Origin of the sequence: Planotetraspora phitsanulokensis (genome assembly GCF_016863295.1) — a bacterium.
Classification (GTDB): Bacteria; Actinomycetota; Actinomycetes; order Streptosporangiales; family Streptosporangiaceae; genus Planotetraspora; species Planotetraspora phitsanulokensis.
The window spans coordinates 32,950-53,350 of sequence record NZ_BOOP01000039.1; the positions used below are offsets into that span (position 1 = coordinate 32,950).

General features: G+C 72.8%; 15 protein-coding genes. 12 read left to right on the plus strand and 3 right to left on the minus strand.

Translation table 11 applies throughout. The features are described from left to right. Positions 1 to 43: 43 nt before the first annotated feature. The 3 genes from Pph01_RS34980 to Pph01_RS34990 form a co-directional block, all read right to left on the minus strand. On the minus strand, positions 44 to 2,662 hold the full coding sequence (locus tag Pph01_RS34980) for a hypothetical protein (protein WP_204077499.1): 2,619 nt from the start codon (positions 2,660 to 2,662) through the stop codon (positions 44 to 46). Then, positions 2,662 to 5,868 (minus strand): FtsX-like permease family protein, encoded by a 3,207-nt coding sequence (locus tag Pph01_RS34985; RefSeq protein ID WP_204077500.1) that lies wholly within the window; start codon positions 5,866 to 5,868, stop codon positions 2,662 to 2,664. The genes Pph01_RS34980 and Pph01_RS34985 overlap by 1 nt, the downstream gene beginning before the upstream one ends. A gap of 200 nt (positions 5,869 to 6,068) precedes the next feature. After that, positions 6,069 to 6,806 carry a GntR family transcriptional regulator gene (locus Pph01_RS34990; RefSeq protein ID WP_275412912.1) on the minus strand — a complete coding sequence of 246 codons (738 nt, stop codon included), beginning with the start codon at positions 6,804 to 6,806 and terminating at the stop codon, positions 6,069 to 6,071. A gap of 171 nt (positions 6,807 to 6,977) precedes the next feature. Here Pph01_RS34990 and Pph01_RS34995 point away from each other — a divergent pair, with 171 nt between their 5' ends. The 12 genes from Pph01_RS34995 to Pph01_RS35050 all read left to right on the plus strand — a co-directional run bounded on the left by Pph01_RS34995 (position 6,978) and on the right by Pph01_RS35050 (position 20,303). Beyond that, complete coding sequence (locus Pph01_RS34995) at positions 6,978 to 7,982, plus strand: Gfo/Idh/MocA family protein (RefSeq protein ID WP_204077501.1); 1,005 nt, start codon at positions 6,978 to 6,980, stop codon at positions 7,980 to 7,982. A gap of 4 nt (positions 7,983 to 7,986) precedes the next feature. Continuing rightward, positions 7,987 to 8,937: a sugar phosphate isomerase/epimerase family protein gene (locus tag Pph01_RS35000; protein ID WP_204077502.1), complete on the plus strand. Its 951-nt coding sequence runs from the start codon at positions 7,987 to 7,989 to the stop codon at positions 8,935 to 8,937. Positions 8,938 to 8,940: 3 nt separating this feature from the next. Next, positions 8,941 to 9,906, plus strand: coding sequence for a 5-dehydro-2-deoxygluconokinase (gene iolC, locus Pph01_RS35005; protein WP_204077503.1), 966 nt, complete (start codon positions 8,941 to 8,943; stop codon positions 9,904 to 9,906). Continuing rightward, complete coding sequence (locus tag Pph01_RS35010) at positions 9,903 to 10,802, plus strand: Cgl0159 family (beta/alpha)8-fold protein (protein ID WP_204077504.1); 900 nt, start codon at positions 9,903 to 9,905, stop codon at positions 10,800 to 10,802. Before iolC ends, Pph01_RS35010 begins: the two co-directional genes overlap by 4 nt. Further along, positions 10,799 to 11,722: a 5-deoxy-glucuronate isomerase gene (gene iolB / locus Pph01_RS35015; RefSeq protein ID WP_204077505.1), complete on the plus strand. Its 924-nt coding sequence runs from the start codon at positions 10,799 to 10,801 to the stop codon at positions 11,720 to 11,722. The genes Pph01_RS35010 and iolB overlap by 4 nt, the downstream gene beginning before the upstream one ends. Continuing rightward, a complete protein-coding gene (gene iolD, locus Pph01_RS35020; protein ID WP_204077506.1) occupies positions 11,719 to 13,665 on the plus strand; it encodes a 3D-(3,5/4)-trihydroxycyclohexane-1,2-dione acylhydrolase (decyclizing) in 1,947 nt (648 codons plus the stop codon). The genes iolB and iolD overlap by 4 nt, the downstream gene beginning before the upstream one ends. Further along, positions 13,662 to 14,471, plus strand: a complete 810-nt coding sequence (locus tag Pph01_RS35025; protein ID WP_239117242.1) for a TIM barrel protein — start codon at positions 13,662 to 13,664, stop codon at positions 14,469 to 14,471. Before iolD ends, Pph01_RS35025 begins: the two co-directional genes overlap by 4 nt. Positions 14,472 to 14,682: 211 nt before the next feature. Then, entirely contained in the window at positions 14,683 to 15,645 is a 963-nt protein-coding gene (locus Pph01_RS35030; RefSeq protein ID WP_239117243.1) for a sugar ABC transporter substrate-binding protein, read from the plus strand. An 8-nt stretch (positions 15,646 to 15,653) separates the two neighbouring features. Further along, positions 15,654 to 16,709, plus strand: a complete 1,056-nt coding sequence (locus tag Pph01_RS35035; protein ID WP_204077508.1) for an ABC transporter permease — start codon at positions 15,654 to 15,656, stop codon at positions 16,707 to 16,709. Then, on the plus strand, positions 16,706 to 17,602 hold the full coding sequence (locus tag Pph01_RS35040; protein WP_204077509.1) for an ATP-binding cassette domain-containing protein: 897 nt from the start codon (positions 16,706 to 16,708) through the stop codon (positions 17,600 to 17,602). The genes Pph01_RS35035 and Pph01_RS35040 overlap by 4 nt, the downstream gene beginning before the upstream one ends. Then, complete coding sequence (locus Pph01_RS35045; RefSeq protein WP_204077510.1) at positions 17,599 to 18,627, plus strand: Gfo/Idh/MocA family protein; 1,029 nt, start codon at positions 17,599 to 17,601, stop codon at positions 18,625 to 18,627. Before Pph01_RS35040 ends, Pph01_RS35045 begins: the two co-directional genes overlap by 4 nt. Positions 18,628 to 18,800: 173 nt before the next feature. Then, positions 18,801 to 20,303 (plus strand): CoA-acylating methylmalonate-semialdehyde dehydrogenase, encoded by a 1,503-nt coding sequence (locus Pph01_RS35050; protein WP_204077511.1) that lies wholly within the window; start codon positions 18,801 to 18,803, stop codon positions 20,301 to 20,303. The last annotated feature ends 98 nt before the right edge of the window (positions 20,304 to 20,401 follow it).

Consider the following 20,401-nt stretch of genomic DNA (forward strand, 5'->3'; position numbering starts at 1 on the left):
GTCGTGCTGTACCCAGCAGTGAGACACCCACCCAAGGGCACCCTCAGGGGGTCTCCCCCGCCTGCAGGGCTCTGGTCACCGCCCTCCCCGTCATCGCGTACGCCAGGGCGCCCAGGACGGCGACCGCGCTCACTCCGGCGGCCAGCAGCGACGGGATCCCGAAGCTGATCGGGAACCCGTCGACCTGCAGACCGGCGTAGGCGGACAGATCGATGCCGGGGCCGAGCGAGAGCGGGAGGGTGAGCCCGAGCGCGAGACCGCCGAGCGAGGCGAGCACGATCAGCGGGGCGATCTCCAGCACGGTGAGGCCGCGTCCCTGCCGCCTGGACAGCCCGGCGGTCCTCAGGTACGCCAGCGTGCGGGCCCGGTCCACGGCGCCGATCATCAGCGCGATGACCACCGCCACGAGCGCGTAGCCCGCGAGCGCGACCGTGACGAGGGCGAAGGCCATCACGATCGTGCTCGTCAGTGGGCTGTCGGCGATCTTGCGCAGTGCGTCGTCGGCGGTCACCACGAGGACCTGCGGCTCGTCGACCGCGCGGAGCAGGCTCGCCCGGTCGACGTCTCCCTTCACCAGCAGCGTGTTGGCGAACGGGACCGTCCCCGACCGCTTCGCCGCGTCGTACGGCAGGACGATCAGCTCGTCGCCCGTCTCGGCCAGCCCGGGAAGCGCCGTGATCGTCCCCCGGTTGACCACCGTCATCGGCGCGGGCCAGCCGAGGTCGAACGTCGGCAGCCCGCTGAGCGACGGCGAGACCAGCGCCGGCACCCCGTCGGGCGTGGGAGCGGCCGGCGCGGGCACGACGAGCGGGGTGCCCGACGCCATCCGCCGGTAGGCCGCGAGGTCCAGGGCGATGACGCGCACTCTTCGGCCGCCGACGCTGATCTGCGCGAGGCCCCTGGCCACCGGCAGCACGTCGTCGACCCCCGGCAGCCCGCGAACCCTGTCGATGGTCTCCGGCGCGATGTCGGCGTCGCGCTCGATCCGGGCTGACGCCCCGACCTGCCGCCAGGCGGCCGTCCGCTGCGTGTCACCGATCGCCTGGGAGACCACCGCGCCGAACACGGACACCGCCAGCGCGGGCAGCAGGATCAGCACGGCCAAGGGGGCCGACCCCCGGGCCCTGGCCGCCTGGGTGAGGGCCAGGAAGGGCACGGCGCGGTGCCTCGCCAGCCGTCCGGCCAGGCGGAGCGGGTAGGGGTAGCCCCTGAGCGTGACCAGCGCGGCCGCGAGGGTCGACGCCGCGGGCACGGCCATCAGGAACGGGTCTCCGGCCACAGCCGTGCCGCCGGTGAGGCCCCTGGTGCGCAGAAGGTGGGCCCCCGCGAGGGCCAGGCCGACGACCGTCACCTCCATGGCGGTCCTCCGGGGCGAGGATCGCCGCGCGACGAGGTCCGCGCGCCGGCCGAGCAATGGTTCGCGGGACCCCAGGGCGAGCCGTACGACGGGGAAGGCGAGCGCGGCCAGTGCGGGGATCACGGGACCGATGTGGGCGAGCGGGGTGGACGGCCCGGGCACCAGGGACGCCAGGCCGTACCCGAGCAGGACGGCGGGCAGCGCCGCGAGGGCGGCGACCGCGGCGCCGGTGCAGACGATCCGCACCGGCCCTCCGCCTCTGGCGCGCATCAACGACAGCGCCGCGTGCATCCGCTCGGTCAGCAGCTGCGACGCGAGCACGATCACGCCGACCGCGACCAGCCCGAGGCCGCCGAGGATGAGGAACATCAGCGTCTGCGCGGTCGCCAGCCTCGACAGGAAGCCGGTGAGCAGCGGCGAGAGGCCAGTCTGCAACGTGTACTGGCTCGACCCGGCGCCCCGCCCGCCGACCGTCCGGGTGTAGACGGCGAGAGCGGCGACCACGTCCGGCGCGTCGCGCGCGGTCACCGCCCGCGTGCCGAGGCCGAGCACCCACGAGTAGTGCACGCCGAGGCTGCTGTCCATGTGGGGCAGGCTGCCGCGGCCGGTGAGCCCGGTGATCCACTGCTGGTCGATTTCGCCGCTGCGTCGCAGGTTCACCCGCGGGACGCCCCGGTTGTGCTCCCAGAAGCCATCCGCGGGATCGGTGAGCTCGTAGAACCCGGTGACGCGGGCGGCCAGTCCGCCGCCCGCCCCGAGCAGCAGCGTCGAGCCGACGTGGAGGCCCAGCTTGTCCGCCGCCTCGCGCACGAGCGCGATGTCGACCCGGTCGAGGTCCCGGCGGCCGACCCGGACGCGCCCCGGCGGCCCTGGCGGACCCCCCTCGACGTAGCGCACGCGACGGTCCGCCTCCGGGAGCCAGGCCAGGTCGACGAACTGGTTGGCCTGGTTCGGCTCCCCCACCCGGCCGACCACCGGCGTGCCGTACGTCGAGGCCCCGTAATGTCCCGTCCCGCCTGCCAGGACGACCTTCCGGAGGGCAGGCGGCAGATCGCGCCGCCATAGGGCGTCCTGGGCGGCGAACCGCGACGGGCCGGTGAACAGCTCGTCGAGGGGATTCGGCTGCAGTTCCACGCTCAGGTCGACGATGTCCGCGGTGCTGTCGTCGAGGACGCGGCGCAGGGCGTCGTCGTAGGACTTCTCGAAGACGCGGGGCAGCCCCGCCAGCAGCAGTGACGCGGTGAAGGCGAGCAGGGCGAGCGCCAGCGCCGCTCCCCGGTGCGCCCGCAGCAGGATGAGGGGCATCAGTCCTCCCCCATCCGGACGGCGCGGCCCGTCCCCTGCCCGGACAGCCGGCGGGCCAGCCCGGCCACGATGCACAGCAGGGTCACGGCGACGGCGACGGGCAGCGCGGCCACGGGGATCCAGGGGACGTCGAGCACCACCGACGGCGTGACCGCGGACGCCTGCGCGGACAGCACGATGTGCGGCACCACCAGCACGGACATGACCGCCGCGATCCCGACGCCCACGGCCGACGACAGGGCCACGACGAACGACTGCTCCATCGCGAGCAGGCCGAACACCTGCCGGCGGCTGACGCCGATCACGCGGAGCAGGGCGAACTCGTTCGCGCGCTCCCGCGCCACCACGGCGGTGTTGACCAGGAAGCCGAGCAGGGCGAAGGCCGCGGCCGACAGGAATCCGAGCACCAGGGCGCCCTGCAGCCCGCTCGCCAGCGGGTCGTCACGCAACCGCCGGACCAGCGCCTGGCGATCCACCACGGTCTGGTTCCACTCGGGGTGGCGAGCCAACTCGGCCGCGGCGGCGGAGGAGTCCCCTTCGCGCGCGGCCAGCCACCACTCGGCGACGGGGCGCGGCGGGCGTCCCTCGGTCAGATCCTGGTAGGCCAGCGTGGGGAGGTCCGTCAGCAGGGCGGGCTCGCCGGGGGCGGTTCCGGGCAGCGCGGAGGCGACGGCGACGGGCGTCACGAGCCTGGTCGCCCCACCCATCCTGACGGAGTCGGTCACGCCGACCCGCAGCCCGGCCTTGGCGGCGAGGTCGGCGGTGAGCACGACGGGCAGAGCCGGTCCGGTGGGCAGGCTCGGTGTGACGGCCAGCCGGAACGACCCGGACGCCCCCTGCCCGGACGCGGGGCGCACCTGGACGGTGAAGCCGTCTGGCGGGGCCGGCTGCTCGCCCACAACTGTCCAGGCCGTCATGTCGCCGGGCAGCGGCACGGCGGCGCCGGAGTCCGTCCGCAGATCCTCCAGCGCGGGCGTCACGGACTGCAGGCCGCCCAGGTCGGTCAGGTCGAGCAGCAGGGCCTGCACGGCGAGGGGATAGGACAGCCGGCCCGACCGCCCGGCGAGCGCCTGGAGGTCGAACCGCGCCTCCTGGGCGCCCGCGCCGAGAGGTACGGCGGCCGTCTCCTGGACGGCGCCGAGGGCGTCCACGATCACCAGGCGCAAGCGGATCTCCCCGTGCACTGCGTCAGGGGGCGTGAGGCCGAGCCGTACGCGCAGGGACAGGGCGCGCGGCTCGCCCGGGAGCGCTACCGGCGGCACCCCCGGGCGTGCGGAGGCGAGATCGTGCCCGAGCCGCGGCACCGGGACGGACACGAGGTCGGCGCGCCAGGCCATCACCTGCCCGAGCCGGTTCGCGTCCATGGCGAGCAGGGTCGCCTTCATTCCGGCGAAGTCCACGGTCTCCCGCTGGACGGGCGCGGCCGCGGTCACGCCGGGCAGCGCCCTGTAGGCCGCGCCCCGGCCGAGGCCGCCGAGCGCGGGCGACTCGGCGGGCGCCGCGACGCGCAGGTCGGCACCCGCCTGATGGCGAGCCTGGTCCTCCTGGGAGCGGCGCCAGGTCGCGGAGGTGGCCAGCGAGACGACGCCGATCGCGATCGCCATCGTGAGCAGGAGCGCGGGGCCCGCGTACCGGAGCGGGCGGCGGCTGACCTGAGACGAGCCGAGCGCGGGGGCGAGGCCGCGGCGCCGGGCCGTGATCCGCTCGGCGATCGAGGAGGCCACGGGGATCAGGCGCAGGCCCAGCAGGCCACCGCAGAGCAACGTCAGGGCGGGCCCCGTCACGATCAGCGGGTCGATGCCCAGGCCGCCCGAGGCGGTCGAGGTGACGGGGCCGCCGTACAGCCCGAGCTGCCAGATCGCCAGGGCGGCCGCCGTGAGCAGGGCCATGTCGACTCCCGCGCGCTGGACGAGGCTCCGTCTGGCCCCCCGTCCGAGCGCCGACCGCTCCTCGACGTAGGTACGGCGCGCGCCGCGCAGCGCGGGCAGGGCCAGCAGGGCCGCGCACGCGAGCGCCACCGCGGCCGACACGGCGAAGGAGCCCGCGTCGGGAACGGACGCGAGCCGTACGCCTGAGGCCTGGATCCACGGGACGGCGTCCAGCCCGGCGAGGACCCACGGGGCGAGCAGCGGCGCGATCGCCATCGCGGGCAGGGCCACCAGCAGCGCCTCCCCGGCGGCGAGCAGGCCGAGCCGGACGGCGCCCGCTCCCCTGGTGCGCAGCAGCGCCACCTCCATCCGGCGGTGGTCGGCGAGCAGCCGGGCGGTGAGCGTCAGCGCGTAGGCGGCGAGCAGCAACAGCTGGAGGACCGGCACGAGCATCGTGGACCGCGCGACCAGCGCGGCCTGGTCGAGCTGCTTCAGCACGTCGGGCAGGCGGGTGAACGTGGCGCACGTCCCGCAGTCGCGCCGCACGTCGTCCCCGAGCCCGGCGACGGACGCCGCGACCGCCCGCAGGCTGTCTCGCGGCAGGTCCCGCAGGTCCGGGACGGCGAGCCAGGAGGCGGACACGTTGGTCGCGAAGTTCCGCTGGAAGTCGCCCGGTGCGACCACGAGCGGCCCGTAGGTGGTGTAGTTGCCCGTCTCGACGCCCCGGCGCAGCAGCTCGTCGCCCTGCCACCGGTAGTCGTACGGGTCGAGCAGGTCGAACACGCCGGCGACCCGGGCGCGCACCGGCTGGTGGCTGAGCCGCCCCACGACCGTGAAGCCGTCGCCGACGGCCAGGTCCAGGGCCTGGGCGGACGATCTGGAGAGCGCAACCTCCAGCTCGCCGCCCTCCCGCGGCCAGGCGCCCGCGACGAGACGGCTGCGCTCCTCGATCCCCTCGTAGGTCGCGAACCTGGTCAGGTCGGGCCGTTCGCGCCGTTCCTGCCCCGGCAGCGCGTACGAGTCGGACCTGATGGACCGGGTCACCGTGAAGGGCAGGTCGCCGTAGGCGGCGCCGGCGCGGGAGCGGACGGCGGCGTCGACCTTCTGGAGGTCGTCCGCGCTGATCAGGGTGCTCACTCGCGCGGAGGTCGTGGACAGGGGGGCCACCGCCATCGCCTGCCGGACGCCCGCCTGCGTCACGACCGCGGCGTACGTGATGAGCGCGACGAGCGTGGTGGTGGCCAGCAGGACGGAGCCGAAGGCGGTGAGGAGCAGCAGCGGCTCGCTGGACGCGCGGCGGAGCAGCAGCGGCATCCGTCGTGCGCGGCCCAACGCCATGCCAGCTCCAAGGGGTGATCTCGGCTGAAGCCCCCTGAAGAATAGTCCGGCTTGTCCGCCTAAGCGGGTATCAACTCGGACGCGAAAGTGCCGCGAGCGGACGGCGGGCGGACCGGACCCGCGGCGGCCTCACAGGCCCGCGAGCGGCGGACCGGCGGCCTCACAGGCCCACGAGCCCTCGAAGCCGACCCGCGGCGGCCTCACCGTTCGTCGACCATGACCTCGATGCTGTAGTCCTGGGCCCGGTAGCAGTGGTCGCCGTACTCCACCGCGTTGCCCACCGCGTCGAAGGCGACGCGCGTCATCGTGAGGACGGGCTCGGAGGGCTTCAGCCCGAGGTGGCGCCGCTCGGCCGCGGTCGGCGTCCGCGCTCCGATCGTCTGGTGCGCGACGACCGGGCGCACGCCGCGGTCCCGCATCACGGCGTACAGGCCGGCCCCCTCGAGGTCCTCGCGGGCGATGTCGTTGTACACCGGCGGCAGCCAGTTGTGCATGATCGCCAGGGGGCGGTCGTCGGACAGCCGCAGGCGGACGATCGCGAGCAGTTCGGCGTCGGCGGGCAGGTCGAGCGCGGTGGCGACGCGCTCGTCCCGCACGATCTCGTGCCTGAGGACGGTGGTGGCGGGCCGGCCGCCGTCACGCTTGAGATCGTCGTAGAGGCTGGTGAGCTCGGCTCGCCGGTGCACCTTGCGGTTGGCGACCGTGGTGCCGAGCCCGCGCCGCCGCAGCAGCAGTCCCTGGTTGACCAGCTCCTGGATGGCCCGGCGCACCGTCGGCCGCGACAGGTTCAGGCGCTCCGCCAGGGCGATCTCGTTCTCGAACGGGTCGCCTGGCTGCAGCGTGCCACTCGCGATCGCGGAGCTGAGCTGCTCCGCGAGCTGGTGGTAGAGGGGCACGGGGGAAGAGCGGTCGATCGAGACGCCCACTTGGATTGCCACGCGGCGAGTCTACCCCGGTGTGTGAGAACGACGTTACGAGAATATGTCAGTACAAAGTCTTGACGTGACATTTGGTTTCCGGGCACGCTACCCCCCATCGTCGACTGCCGGAACAGGTCTTCATGTCACGGCGGGCACGACCGAAACGAATAGATCGAAACGGGGATCACGATGCGCATCGGGCTAGCGGGCGTCGGACGAATAGGCGCCTTCCATGCCAAGACCTTGGCGGCTCTCGACTTCGTCGACGAGCTCGTCGTGACGGACGCCGACCTCGGGGCGGCCAAGACCGTCGCCGACGAGCTGGGGGCGCAGGTCGCGCCGGACACCGAGACGCTGCTCGCGTCAGGCGTCGACGGCTTCGTGATCACCACGGCGACCCCCGCCCATGCGCCGCTCCTGCGTCAGGGCATCGCCGCCGGCGTACCCACCTTCTGCGAGAAGCCGGTGGCCGCCACCCTCGACGAGACCATCGGGCTGGCCGAGCTGGTCGCCTCCACCGGCGTGCCGGTGCACGTGGGCTTCCAGCGGCGGTTCGACGCCGGGTACCGGCGGGCGCGGGCCGCGGTGGAGTCCGGCGAGCTTGGGTTCGTCCACACCATCCGGGCCAACACCCACGACCAGGCTCCGCCGCACGCGTCCTACATCCCGACCTCCGGCGGCATCTTCCGCGACTGCAACGTGCACGACTTCGACATCCTCCGGTTCGTGTCCGGGCGTGAGGTGGTCTCCGCCTACGCGACGGGAGCCAACAAGGGCGCCGACTTCTTCGCCGCGGCCGGCGACGTCGACACGGCCGGCGCGCTGCTGACGCTCGACGACGGCACGATCGTCCTGGTCTCCTCGACCCGCTACAACGGCGCCGGTCACGACGTCCGCATGGAGGTCCACGGCGAGAAGGGCACGATCGCCGTCGGGCTGGACCACTCGCTGGCGATGCGCTCCGCCGAGGAGGGCGTCGACTTCCCGAGGGGTCCCCAGAAGTGGTCGTTCATGGAGCGCTTCCTCCCCGCGTACCAGGCCGAGCTCACGGCCTTCGCGGAGGTCGCCCGGGGTGAGCGGACCTCCCCGTGCACCGTCCGCGACGCGCTCGAGGCCTTCCGCATCGCCGAGGCGTGCGAGCGCTCCCGGGCGGAGCGCAGGCCCGTCGCCCTTTCCGAGATCGAGGGGATCTGAGGACATGAGCACTGTGAACACCGCGAGCACCCCGTCGTCGGGCGACCGCCGTCCGGTGGCCGACCGCGTCGCCGGAGCCCCGATCTCCTGGGGCGTCTGCGAGGTCCCCGGATGGGGGTTCCAGCTCGACCCGGACACCGTGCTGCGCCAGATGCGCGAGCTCGGCCTGAGCGCCACCGAGTTCGGCCCTGACGGCTTCCTGCCCGACGAGCCCCAGGCCAAGGCGGAGACCCTGGCCGGCTACGGGCTCAAGGCCGTCGGGCAGTTCGTCCCCGTGATCCTGCACGACCCGGGCCACGACCCCCTCCCCGAGGTCGAGCGCGCGATGGAGGGGCTGGTCGCGGCTCAGGCCTCCACCGTCGTCATCGCTGCGGCCACCGGCCAGGAGGGTTACGACGACCGCCCGGTCCTGGACGACGCGGGCTGGTCGACCCTGCTGGGCAACCTCGACCGCATCACCGACGCGGCCGCCGCCCACGGGCTCGTGGCCACGCTGCACCCGCACGTCGGCACGATGATCGAGAGCGGCGAGGAGACCGAGCGGGTGCTCGCCGGCAGCCGCGTCGGCCTGTGCCTCGACACCGGGCACCTGCTCATCGGCGGCGGCGACCCCGTCGGCATCGCCCAGCGCAACCCCGAGCGGATCGTCCACACGCACCTGAAGGACGTCCGGGTCGACTGGGCCAAGCGCGTGCAGTCCGGCGAGGTGACCTACACCGAGGCCGTGGCCGGCGGCATGTACGTCCCGCTCGGCGAGGGCGACGTCGACATCCGGGCCATCGTGACCGCGCTCGAGGGCAGTGGGTATGCAGGGTGGTACGTCCTCGAGCAGGACACCATCCTCGCCGGCGCGCCGGCCGGCGGGGGCGAGGGACCGGGCCCGGTGGCGGACGTGCGGGCGAGCATCGCGCACCTGCTCGCCGTGGCCGGCGACCCGAGCTCAGCGGAGGAATGACCGATGGCCCCAGCGGCATACGATCTCGTGGCCATGGGCCGGGTCGGGGTGGACATCTACCCCCTCGACTCCGGCGTGGGCCTCGAGGACGTCGAACGCTTCGGGAAGTTCCTCGGCGGCAGCGCGACCAACGTGAGCGTGGCCGCGGCCCGGTACGGACGCCGGTCCGCGATCATCACGCGTACCGGCCGGGACCCCTTCGGCCGGTACGTGCACCGGGCGCTTCGTGACTTCGGCGTCGACGACACGTTCGTCACGGAGGTCGACGGGCCGCCGACGCCGGTGACCTTCTGCGAGATCTTCCCCCCGGACGACTTCCCGCTGTACTTCTACCGCTACCCCACCGCCCCCGACCTGATGATCGAGGCGGACGAACTCCCGCTCGACGCGATCCGTGAGGCGTCGGTCTACTGGTCCACCGTCACCGGCCTGTCGCAGGAGCCGTCGCGCGCCGCGCACTTCGCCGCCTGGGAGGCCCGCGGACGGCGGTCGCACACCGTCCTCGACCTCGACTACCGGCCGATGTTCTGGCCGGACCGCGCCGAGGCCTCGGCCCAGGTGGCCCGGGCGCTCGGCCACGTCACCGTGGCGGTGGGCAACCGCGAGGAATGCGAGGTCGCCGTCGGCGAGACCGAGCCGCACCGCGCGGCGGACGCCCTGCTCGAGCGCGGGGTCGAACTCGCGATCGTCAAGCAGGGCCCCAAGGGGGTGCTCGCCGCCACCGCCGACGAGCGCGTGGAGGTCCCCCCCTTCCCCGTCACGGTCGTCAACGGCCTCGGCGCCGGGGACGCCTTCGGCGGCGCGCTCGTCCACGGGCTGCTCAATGGGTGGGATCTGCATCGCATCCTGCAGTTCGCCAACGTGGCCGGCGCCATCGTCGCCTCGAAGCTCGAGTGCTCCAGCGCGATGCCGTACGAGGCCGAGGTCGAGGCCGTCCTCGCCGGCCAGGGACAGGAGGGGGGACGATGACCACGACGTCGAGCCGTGCGGGCATCGCCGAGTTGACCGAGATCCGGGTGCGCGAGCCCGGCCGGATCGCCGAGGGGTGGGCCGCCAGAAGCCGGCGCGAACTCGTGGGCGAGGACGGCCGGCTGCTCATCGTGGCCGCCGACCATCCGGCACGCGGCGCCCTCGGCGTCCGTGACGACCGCGGGGCGATGGCCTCGCGCAGCAACCTGCTGGAGCGTCTGGCCACCGCGCTGGCCCGCCCGGGCGTCGACGGCGTGCTCGGCACGCCGGACGTGCTCGACGACCTGCTGCTCATGGGCGCCCTGGAGGGCAAGGTCGCCATCGGGTCGATGAACCGGGGCGGTCTCCAGGGGTCGATCTTCGAGTTCGACGACCGGTTCACCGCCTACACGGCCGGCGAGATCGCGGCCAGCGGCCTCGACGGCGGCAAGATGCTGACCCGAATCTGCTACGGCGACCCCGGCACCGTCGCGACGCTCGAGGCGAGCGCCCGCGCGGTCACCGAGCTGGCCGAGCAGGGCGTGATGGCGATGGTCGAGCCCTTCCTGTCCGTCCGCCAGGACGGCCGCGTGCGGAACCTGCTCGACCCCGACTCGACCATCACCTCGATCCACATCGCGGCGGGTCTCGGCGCGACGAGCCGGCACACCTGGCTGAAGCTGCCGGTCGTCGACGAGCTGGAGCGGGTCATGGACGCGACCACGCTGCCGACGCTCCTTCTCGGCGGGGACCCGAGCGGGCACCCCGACGAGACGTACGCCGCGTGGGGCCGCGCCCTGGACCTGCCGGCCGTGCGCGGGCTGGTCGTGGGGCGGGCGCTGCTGTTCCCCCCGGACGGCGACGTGGCCGCGGCGGTCGACATCGCCGCGGGTCTCGTGCACGGGACCAGGCCATGAGCGACAACGAACGCTGGGTGCGCCCGTTCGGCACGGCCGCCGCGGGCGAGTTCGAGGTCTCGATCGGCGACGGCCTCACCGGGTGGACGCACACGAGCCTGCGGGTCGCCACGCTCGGCCCGGGCGGCGGACTGACCGTGGACACCGGCGGCGACGAGATCCTCGTCGTGCCGTTGCGGGGAGGCCTCGAGGTCGAGGCCGTCGACCAGGCGGGTGAGCGCCACGAGGCGCGGCTCGCCGGGCGCGACAGCGTCTTCGCCGGTCCGACCGACGTGGCCTACGTCCCGCGCGGGGCGCGGCTCACCGTGCGCAACCCCGGCGCGGACCCCGTGAAGGTCGCGCTGTGCGGCGCGAAGGCGGCCAAGCGCGAGACGCCGCCGCCGTTCCGGCACGTGCCCGTCTCCGACGTCCCCGTCGAGCTCCGGGGAGCCGGCAGGGCCTCGCGAGAGGTGCGCAACTTCGGCGTCCCGCAGGTCCTCGACGCCGACTCGATCATCGCCTGCGAGGTCGTCACCCCGGCCGGCAACTGGAGCTCCTACCCGCCGCACAAGCACGACGAGGAGCGCGAGGGCGTCGAGACCGAGCTCGAGGAGATCTACTACTTCGAGGTCGGGATCGAGCCCGGCGGCCCGGCCCAGGGCGCCGATCCCGTCGGCTATCAGCGGGTCTACGGCACGGACGCGCGGCCCATCGACGTGCTCGCCGAGGTCCGCTCCGGCGACGTCGTCCTCGTGCCGCACGGATGGCACGGCCCGGCGATGGCGCCTCCGGGATACGACCTCTACTACCTCAACGTGATGGCCGGACCCGGCGCGACCCGGGCCTGGCTGATCTGCGACGACCCCGCGCACGGGTGGGTGCGGGAGTCGTGGGCCCAGCAGGACGTCGACCCCAGGCTTCCGATCGGAGGATTGCGATGACCGCGACCACAGAGACGGTGCGCCTGACCGTGGGCCAGGCCGTCGTCCGGTTCCTGGCCAACCAGTGGAGCGAGCGCGACGGGCTGCGCCAGAAGTTGTTCGCCGGATGCCTCGGGATCTTCGGTCACGGCAACGTCGCCGGGATCGGCCAGGCGCTGCTGCAGAACGAGCTCGCAGGCGGCGAGGAGCGCCTGCCGTACGTGCTGGCCCGCAACGAGCAGGCGATGGTCCACACGGCGGTGGCCTACGCACGGCAGAAGGACCGCCTGCAGACGTGGGCCTGCACCGCGTCCGTCGGCCCTGGCTCCACCAACATGCTCACCGGGGCCGCGCTCGCCACCGTCAACCGGCTGCCCGTGCTCCTCCTGCCCTCGGGCACGTTCGCGACCCGCGTGGCCGGACCGGTGCTGCAGGAGCTCGAGGCGCCGTACGCCGCGGACGTCACCGTCAACGACGCCTTCCGCCCGCTGTCGCGCTTCTTCGACCGGGTCAACCGGCCGGAGCAGCTGCCCTCGGCGCTGCTCGGCGCCATGCGGGTGCTCACCGACCCGGTGGAGACGGGTGCGGTGACCATCGCCCTGCCCCAGGACGTGCAGGCCGAGGCCTTCGACTGGCCGGTGGAGCTGTTCGCCGAGCGGGTCTGGCGGGTGGCCCGGCCCCTTCCCGAGACCGTAGACGTCGAGGACGCGGCCGCGCTCATCCGGTCGGCGCGGCGCCCGCTCGTGGTGGCCGGCGGCGGCGTGCACTACTCCGGAGCGGAGGACGCGCTGCGCGCGTTCTGCGAGGCGACCGGCATCCCGGTCGGCGAGAGCCAGGCGGGCAAGGGCTCGCTGCCGCACGAGCACCCGCAGGCGATGGGCGCCGTCGGCTCGACGGGCACCACCGCCGCCAACGCCCTCGCCCGCGAGGCCGACGTCGTCATCGGCGTCGGAACCCGCTACAGCGACTTCACCACCGCCTCACGCACCGCCTTCCAGAACCCGGACGTCCGCTTCGTCAACGTCAACATCGCCCGCTTCGACGCCGGCAAGCTCTCCGGGCTGTCGGTCGTGGCCGACGCCCGGGAGGCGCTCACCGCGCTCACCGCGGCCCTCGACGGGTACGCGGTGGACCAGGGGTACCGCGACCGGCAGACGGAGCTCTGGCGGGACTGGGACGCCAGGGTGGTGTCGGCCCACAACCCGCCCGCGGAGGTCACCGACGCGCTCGCCGACGGCGTGCTCACCCAGGGCACGGTCCTCGGCTGCGTCAACGAGCTGTCCGACCCGCGGGACGTGGTCGTGTGCGCGGCCGGCTCGATGCCGGGCGACCTGCACAAGCTGTGGCGGGTCCGGGACCGCAAGTCCTACCACGTCGAGTACGGCTTCTCCTGCATGGGCTACGAGATCCCCGGCGGCGTCGGCGTGCGGATGGCGGACCCGGACCGGGACGTGTTCGTCCTGGTGGGCGACGGCTCCTACCTGATGATGCCGACCGAGCTGGTCACCGCCGTGCAGGAGCGGCTCAAGATCATCGTCGTCCTGGTGCAGAACCACGGCTTCCACTCGATCGGCTCGCTCTCGGAATCGCTCGGGTCGCAGCGGTTCGGCACCCGGTACCGCTACCGCGACGACGCCACCGGCCGGCTGGACGGGGCCAGGCTGCCGGTCGACCTCGCCGCCAACGCGCGGAGCCTGGGCGCCACCGTGATCGAGGTGCGCAGCCGCAAGGAGCTCGAGGAGGCGATCCGGGACGCCAAGGCCGCCCCCGCGGACGGCGGGCCGGTCGTCATCCACGTCGAGACCGACCCCACCGTCCACGCACCGGACAGCGAGTCCTGGTGGGACGTCCCGGTCAGCCAGGTCAGCGAGCTCGACACCACGCGGCGGGCCTACGAGGCGTACACGGAGCACAAGGCCGCCCAGCGGCCGCACGTGGCGCCCGCGGGCGGGACCGAGCGATGAGCGGGCCCGCGAGAATCGGCAGCGCACCGGACAGCTGGGGCATCTGGTACGCCGACGACCCCCTGCAGACCCCCTGGGAGCGGTTCCTCGACGAGGTCGCCGCGGCCGGCTACACGCGCATCGAGCTGGGGCCGTACGGCTATCTGCCGACCGACCCCGCCCGGTTGCGCGACGAGCTCGACCGGCGCGGGCTGACGATGACCGCGGGCACGATCTTCGAGCACCTGCACCGCGCGGACTCGTGGGACAGCACGTGGAGGGACGTCTCCGCGGCCGCCTCGCTGACCGCCGCCATGGGCGCCGAGCACCTCGTGGTCATCCCCGACTTCTGGCGCGACCCCCAGACCGGGGAGGTGATCGAGGACGCGCGGCTCACCGACGAGCAGTGGCCGGCGTACGCCGCGCGGATCAACCGTCTCGCGCACCGGATCAGGGAGGAGTTCGGCCTGCGGATCCAGTTCCACCCGCACGCCGACACACACGTGGACACCCACGAGAACGTCGAGCGGTTCCTCCGCGAGACGGACCCCGGCCTGGTGAGCCTGTGCCTGGACACCGGGCACATCGCCTACTGCGGCGGGGACAGCCTGAAGCTCATCCGGGACCACCCCGACCGGATCGGCTACGTCCACCTCAAGCAGGTGGACCCCGGCGTCGTCGCCGACGTGCACGAGAAGGGCATCGGCTTCGGCGAGGCCGTGCGGATGGGAGCCATGTGCGAGCCGCCCGGCGGCGTGCCCGAGATGCCTTCCATCCTCGAAGCCCTGGCGGAACTCGACGCCGAGATCTTCGCCATCGTCGAGTAGGACATGTACCCGTGCCCCGCCGACCAGCCCCTGCCCATCGCGAAGCGGACCCTGGCATACCTGCGGTCCTGCGGCCCGCTTCGCTGACCAGCCCCACATGAGGCACATCATCACGAACCAGTTCCACTAGTTCCGCAGTTCCGCCCCACCGCGGTGGCGGACGACGAAAGGCAGAACCAAGGTGATCCGTACATCTCGCATCTCCGTATTGGTGACCGGCACGTTAGCGGCGCTCGTCCTGGCCGCGTGCAGTTCCAGCGGAGGCAAGCAGCCCGCCGAGGCGAGTGGCGCCGCCCAGGCGGGGGTCGCCGACACCCCCCGGATGACGATCGCCCTCATCACCCACGCCGCCCCCGGCGACACCTTCTGGGACCTCGTGCGCAAGGGCGCCGAGGCCGCCGCGAAGAAGGACAACGTCGACCTGCAGTACCAGGCGGACCCGGACGGCGCGAACCAGGCCAACCTCGTGCAGTCCACGATCGACAAGAAGGTCGACGGCATCGCGGTCACCCTGGCCAAGCCCGACGCGATGAAGGCCAACGTCGAGAAGGCCGTCCAGGGCGGCATCCCCGTCGTCGCGCTCAACGGCGGCATCGAGGACTGGAAGGCCATGGGCGTCCAGGGCTACTTCGGCCAGGACGAGAAGATCGCCGGCGAGGCCGCCGGCGAGCGGCTCAAGACGGACGGCGCCAAGAAGGCGCTCTGCGTCATCCAGGAACAGGGCCACGTCGGCCTCGAGGCCCGGTGCGACGGCGCCAAGGCCACGTTCCCGGACACCGAGAAGATCTACGTCACGGGCACCGACATGCCGAGCGTCCAGGCGGCCATCACCTCCAAGCTTCAGCAGGACCCGGGCATCGACCGCGTCCTCACCCTCGGCGCCCCGTTCGCGCTGACCGCCGTCAAGTCGGTCAAGGACGCCAGCAGCTCGGCCAAGGTCGTCACCTTCGACACCAACAAGGACCTCGTCACCGCCATCAAGAACGGCGAGGTCGAGTGGGCGGTCGACCAGCAGCCCTACCTCCAGGGCTACCTCGCGGTCGACAGCCTGTGGCTCTACAAGGTCAACGGCAACACCATCGGCGGCGGCCAGGCGACCCTGACCGGCCCCGCGTTCATCGACAAGACCAACGTCGCCAACGTCGAGAAGTTCGCCGCCAACGGCACGAGGTGATCTGACCAATGACTGCTACGGCAACGGAGCCGGGCAGGGCGGGGGCGGCCCGGGACGACCGGGTCGCCAGCCGTTCCCTGGCCGCCCGGCTGCTGAGCCGGCCCGAGGTGGGGTCGCTCATCGGCGCAATCGTGATCTTCCTGCTCTTCATGGCGGTGGCGGTTCCCTTCCGCAACATCGCCAACGTCGGGACGATCCTCTACGGGGCCTCGACCATCGGCATCATGGCCGTCCCCGTGGCGCTGCTCATGATCGGCGGCGAGTTCGACCTGTCCGCCGGCGTCGCGGCGACCACCTCCGGCCTGTCCGCCTCCCTCATCGCCTGGAACCTGGGCCTCAACGTCTGGGTGGGCGTCGTCCTGGCGCTCGTCGTCTCCGTGGCCGTCGGCGCGTTCAACGGATGGCTGCTGTTCAAGACCGGCCTGCCGAGCTTCCTCGTCACCCTCGGCACCTTCTTCATCCTGCAGGGCGTCAATCTCGGGGTCACGCGGCTGCTGACGGGCAACGTCGCCACCGCCGACATCAGCGACATGGACGGCTTCGGCAGCGCGCAGAAGGTCTTCGGCTCCGAGTTCGCGCTCGGGCCGGTCACCGTGAAGATCACCGTCATCTACTGGATCGTGCTCACCCTCGTCGCGGCCCACGTCCTGCTGCGCACCCGCGCGGGCAACTGGATCTTCGCGGTCGGCGGCGACGCCGCGGCGGCCCGGGCGGTCGGCGTCCCGGTCAAGGCGACGAAGATCGGCCTGTTCATGGCCGTGGGTTTCTGCGCCTGGCTGTCCGGCATGCACCTGCTCTTCCAGTTCAACACCGTGCAGTCGGGCGAGGGCGTCGGCAAGGAGTTCATCTTCATCATCGCCGCGGTGATCGGCGGCTGCCTGCTCACCGGCGGCTACGGCTCGGTGGTCGGCGCCTCGATCGGCGCGCTGATCTTCGGCATGACCCAGCTCGGCATCAACTACGCCGGCTGGAACCCCGACTGGTTCAAGACGTTCCTCGGGGTGATGCTCGTACTCGCCACCGTCGTGAACGTGTACGTCAAGATGAAGGCGGACAGACGATGAGCTCCGCGACCGTCGAGCGGCACGACGCCGCACCCTCCGACACCCCCATCCTCGCCCTCGACGGCGTGGGCAAGAGCTACGGCAACGTGCACGCGCTGCGCGGGGTCAGCCTCAAGGTCCGCCAGGGCGAGGTCACCTGCGTGCTCGGTGACAACGGGGCGGGCAAGTCCACGCTGATCAAGATCATCTCCGGCCTGCACGAGCACACCGACGGCACGATGACGCTCGACGGCGCCGAGTGCCGCTTCCCGTCGCCGCGCGCGGCCCAGGCCAGCGGGATCGCGACCGTCTACCAGGACCTCGCGCTCGCCCCGCTGATGTCGGTCTGGCGGAACTTCTTCCTCGGCAACGAGCTGCGCAAGGGGCCGTTCCGCACGCTGGACATCGCCCGGATGAAACAGATCTGCGACGAGGAGCTGGCCAAGATGGGGATCATCATCCCCGATCTCGACCGGCCGGTGGGCGGGCTGTCCGGCGGCCAGCGCCAGTGCATCGCGATCGCCAGGGCCATCTACTTCGGGGCGAGGGTCATCATCCTCGACGAGCCGACGGCCGCGCTCGGGGTCAAGCAGTCGGGCGTCGTCCTGAGGTACATCGTCAAGGCCAGGGACGCGGGTCTCGGCGTCATCTTCATCACCCACAACCCGCACCACGCCCACCTCGTCGGGAACCACTTCGTGATCCTCAAGCTGGGCCGCGTCGTGCTCGACGCCCACCGCGACGAGCTCACGCTGGAGCAGCTCACGACGGAGATGGCCGGCGGCGAGGAGCTCGCGGAGCTCAGCCACGAGCTGCGCGGGGTCGACCCGGGCAAGGTCGTCGCGCCCGCCGAGGTCGAGCACGGTCAGGTGGAGGCCCCCGCCCGCCCGGACGAGGAGGAACCGAGCGCATGAGCGCGGCCCCGTTGCGGGTCGGGGTGGTCGGCGTCGGCGTGATGGGCGCCGACCACGCCGGGCGGCTCGCCCACCGCGTCGCCGGAGCGGACCTGGTCGCGGTGTCCGACCCGGATACCGCGAGGGCGGCCGAGCTGGCCGCCCGCTTCGACGGCGTTCGCGTCGTCGGCGACCCTCTCGACCTCATCGCCGACGAGCGCGTCGACGCCGTCCTCATCGCCTCGCCCGGCTCCGTCCACGAGGAGCAGGTCCTCGCCTGTGTCGAGCACGGCAAGCCCACGCTGTGCGAGAAGCCGCTGACGATGGACGGCGAGTCGTCGCTGCGCGTCGTCGAGGCGGAGCGGAAGGCCGGCCGCCCGCTCGTCCAGGTCGGCTTCATGCGGCGCTTCGACCCCGAATACGCCGAGATGAAGCGGCTGGTCGACTCCGGGGACCTCGGGCGGATCCTGCTCGTGCACAACACGCACCGCAACCTGAGGGCCGCGGACTCCTTCCGCTCGGAGATGATCGTCCGGGACTCGCTGGTCCACGAGGTGGACGTCTGCCGCTGGCTCTTCGGCGAAGAGATCGAGACGATCACCGTGCTCGCGCCGCGGCCGACGGGAGAGGCCGCCGAGGGGGTCCTCGACCCGCAGGTGGCGATCTTCCGGATGGCCGGCGGCGGCATGGCCACCAGCGAGGTCTTCGTCAACAGCCAGGTCGGCTACGAGGTGCGGTGCGAGGCGGTGGCCGAGCGGGGCAACGCCACGATCGGCCTCGGGCAGAGCGTGTTCGTCCGCCGCGCCGGCCAGTACGGCGGCCGCATCCCCGACGACTGGCGCGACCGCTTCGCCCGCGCGTACGACCTGGAGGTCCAGGCGTGGGTCGACGCGGCCCGCCGCGGGGAGGTCGCCGGGCCCACCTCGTGGGACGGGTACGCCGCGACCGCGGTGTGCACGGCGGGCATGGAGTCGCTCGCGACCGGCAGGCCCGTCACGGTCGCCATGGCGGACCGGGCCGACGTCCTGGGCGGTGGTCGCGGGTGAGCGCCGCCCTCGATCCGCGCGTCTCCCGGCAGACGTCCCACTTCGCGCGCGGCGCCGTCCGCGATCACCGCGGCCCGTAGGCCGCGCACCGACTTCGAATCCCCCCGGCCCGCAGCAGCACCGACCATCGGCGCACCGCCGACCGACCAGCACGCAGAAAGATCGTGAGCACCGTGAGCACCGCACCAGCCCGCATCACCCACCTCGTCGGGGGCCGCCCGTGGGAGGGCGCCTCCGAGCGAACCGGCGACGTCTACAACCCCGCCACGGGAGCCGTCACCGGCCGCGTCGACCTCGCGTCCACCGGCCTCGTCAACGAGGTCGTCGCCGCCGCCGCGGCCGCGTGGCCGGTCTGGGCGAACACCTCCCTCGCCAAGCGCACGCAGGTGCTCTTCGCCTTCCGCCAGCTCCTCGACGAGCGCAAGCACGAGATCGCCGCGCTGATCACCGCCGAGCACGGCAAGGTCCTCGACGACGCGCTCGGCGAGGTCACGCGGGGGCTCGAGGTCGCCGAGTTCGCCTGCGGCATCCCGCATCTGCTGAAGGGCGGGTTCAGCGAGAACGCCTCCACCAACGTGGACGTGTTCTCGATCCGCCAGCCGCTCGGCGTCGTAGGTGTGATCTCGCCGTTCAACTTCCCCGCCATGGTCCCGCTGTGGTTCATCCCGGTCGCCATCGCCTGCGGCAACGCGGTGATCCTCAAGCCCAGCGAGAAGGACCCCTCCGCGGCCGTCGCCGTGGCACGGCTGTGGACCGAGGCCGGCCTGCCCGACGGGATCATGAACGTCGTCCACGGCGACAAGGAGGCCGTCGACGCGCTGCTGACCAACCCCGAGGTCAAGGCGGTCTCGTTCGTCGGCTCCACCCCCATCGCCCGGTACGTCTACGAGACCGGGACCGCGAACGGCAAGCGGGTCCAGGCTCTCGGCGGAGCCAAGAACCACATGCTGGTCCTGCCCGACGCGGACCTCGACCTGGCCGCCGACGCCGCCGTCAACGCGGGCTTCGGCTCAGCCGGCGAGCGGTGCATGGCGATCTCCGCCCTCGTCGCGGTCGAGGGCATCGCCGACGAGCTCGTGGCGAAGATCACGGATCGCATGCGCAAGCTGCGCACCGGCGACGGCACCCGCGGCTGCGACATGGGCCCGCTCGTCACCGCGGCCCACCGCGACAAGGTGAGCGGCTACGTCGAGGCCGGCGCCGCCGAGGGCGCGACCGTCGTCGTCGACGGCCGCGACGGCGACTTCGACGGCGGCCCGGACGGCTTCTGGCTCGGCCCGACGCTTCTCGACAACGTCACCCCCGACATGTCCGTCTACCGCGACGAGATCTTCGGGCCGGTCCTGTCGGTCGTGCGGGTGCCGTCCTACGACGAGGGCCTGCGCCTCATCAACGCCAACCCGTACGGCAACGGCACGGCGATCTTCACCAACGACGGCGGCGCGGCGCGGCGCTTCCAGCACGAGGTGGAGGTCGGCATGGTCGGCGTCAACGTGCCGATCCCGGTGCCGGTGTCCTACTACTCGTTCGGCGGGTGGAAGAACAGCCTCTTCGGCGACACCCACGCCCATGGCACCGAGGGCGTGCACTTCTTCACCCGCGGCAAGGTCGTCACCTCCCGCTGGCTCGACCCGAGCCACGGCGGGCTCAACCTGGGCTTCCCGCGCAACGACTGAGCATCCGCGAGCATGGGCGCCGTGCCGCGTGTCCTCGCCCCGCGCCGGGGCGAGGACACGCGGCCGTGCGCGGCCTGCCGCCGGTCAGCGGCTCAGCC